Below are 1,357 nucleotides of genomic sequence, written 5' to 3'. Positions count from 1 at the left end.
GGCCGTTATATTTTAGCTCCAAGCGTTGGCTGGGAACCAGCCAATATTGCCAATAAACAGGCATGGGAGCTTATAAGTAAACAATTAGACGATGTGATAAAACGGATACAGGCCCAGGACCTAAGCCCTTTGGCATATTACATGGTGAAAAACCAGATGGATACCAATCTTCTGGCCAAATATGTCCGCCTGTCTCGCTGGAGAGTGAGGCGGCATCTCAAACCCGCTGTATTCAGGCGTCTTAAGGTCTCCATCCTGGAACGATATGCCAAGATTTTCGATGTTTCAGCAGAGCAGCTTTTTCACATTCCGGAATTTTCAAGTCTTGATCTTGATAATGGCCCCAAATAGCCTGAAAATCAATTTTATACACCGGCAATCGGCCCACTGCGAAAGTGGGGTTGCTGCAAATCTCCTTTCTCACCATGGTATAAATATCTCTGAGTCATTGGCCTTTGGCATAGGCGCAGCGCTGTTTTTCGGCTACTTCCCTTTTATCAGGATCAATGGTCTGCCATTGACGACATTTCGTGGTGCTACCGGACAAATCCTAAAACGGGTGACCAAAGGGCTTGGAGTTCAGACTAAGAGGCACAGATTCCGGGACCCGGAAAAGGCCATGAATGCCCTTGACCGTATTATTGACCAAGGGATTCCGGTTGGAATGCAGACCGGCGTCTACTGGCTTCCATACTTTCCTCCCGCGCTCAGGTTCCATTTTAATGCTCACAATATCATCGTTTATGGTAAGGAGGGCACTGAATATTTTGTAAGCGACCCTGTATTTGACAAGCCTGTTGTCTGTTCACGTACGGACCTGATGAAGGCGCGTTTTGCCCAGGGTGCCCTTGCCCCAAATGGAAAGATGTACTACTTGGCCCGTGTGCCGGATCATGTCGATATCGCCACGGCTATTGTCAGTGGCATAAGAGATGTCTGCAAAACCATGCTGAAGGTCCCTTTTCCCCTCATAGGGGTCAGAGGTATCCGTTTTCTGGCCGGGCGGATTGAAAACTGGCCGGAAAAATTGGGGGAATCCAGGGCCTCCCTTAATATCGGACACATTATCAGGATGCAGGAAGAGATCGGCACCGGCGGCGCTGGATTTCGTTTTATCTATGCGGCCTTTTTACAAGAAGCCGCGGAAATTCTGGGAGAGAAACGACTACTTCATATTTCCGGGAGGATGACTGAAATCGGCGATAGGTGGCGCGAATTTGCATTATTCGGCGTGCGTAACTGCAAAGGACGGGCGTTAGAAGGAAATACATATCCTGCCATGGCTGACATCTTGCGTGACTGCGCCAACCAGGAAGATGAGTTGTTCAGGGATTTGGCAGACCTTTTCAGTTAGTTT

At 48.7% G+C, this 1,357-nt stretch carries 2 protein-coding genes; both read left to right on the top strand.

What is annotated here, in order from left to right:
* Positions 1-351: hypothetical protein (locus tag K8S15_14310; protein ID MCD4777207.1), on the top strand; the 351-nt coding region annotated here is incomplete at its 5' end.
* On the top strand, positions 338-1,354 hold the full coding sequence (locus tag K8S15_14305; protein MCD4777206.1) for a BtrH N-terminal domain-containing protein: 1,017 nt from the start codon (positions 338-340) through the stop codon (positions 1,352-1,354). The genes K8S15_14310 and K8S15_14305, both read left to right, overlap by 14 nt.
* Positions 1,355-1,357: the final 3 nt, after the last annotated feature.

Origin of the sequence: Candidatus Aegiribacteria sp., assembly GCA_021108005.1 — a bacterium.
GTDB lineage: Bacteria > Fermentibacterota > Fermentibacteria > Fermentibacterales > JCC-6 > Aegiribacteria.
The sequence above is the reverse complement of the archived record's forward strand: the minus strand, read 5'-3'. Positions and strand labels throughout refer to the sequence as shown.

Bases quoted from the DNA above. Each gene is read 5' to 3' on its own strand.
- K8S15_14305 (MCD4777206.1), top strand. From the start codon at position 338: ATGGCCCCAAATAGCCTGAAAATCAATTTTATACACCGGCAATCGGCC.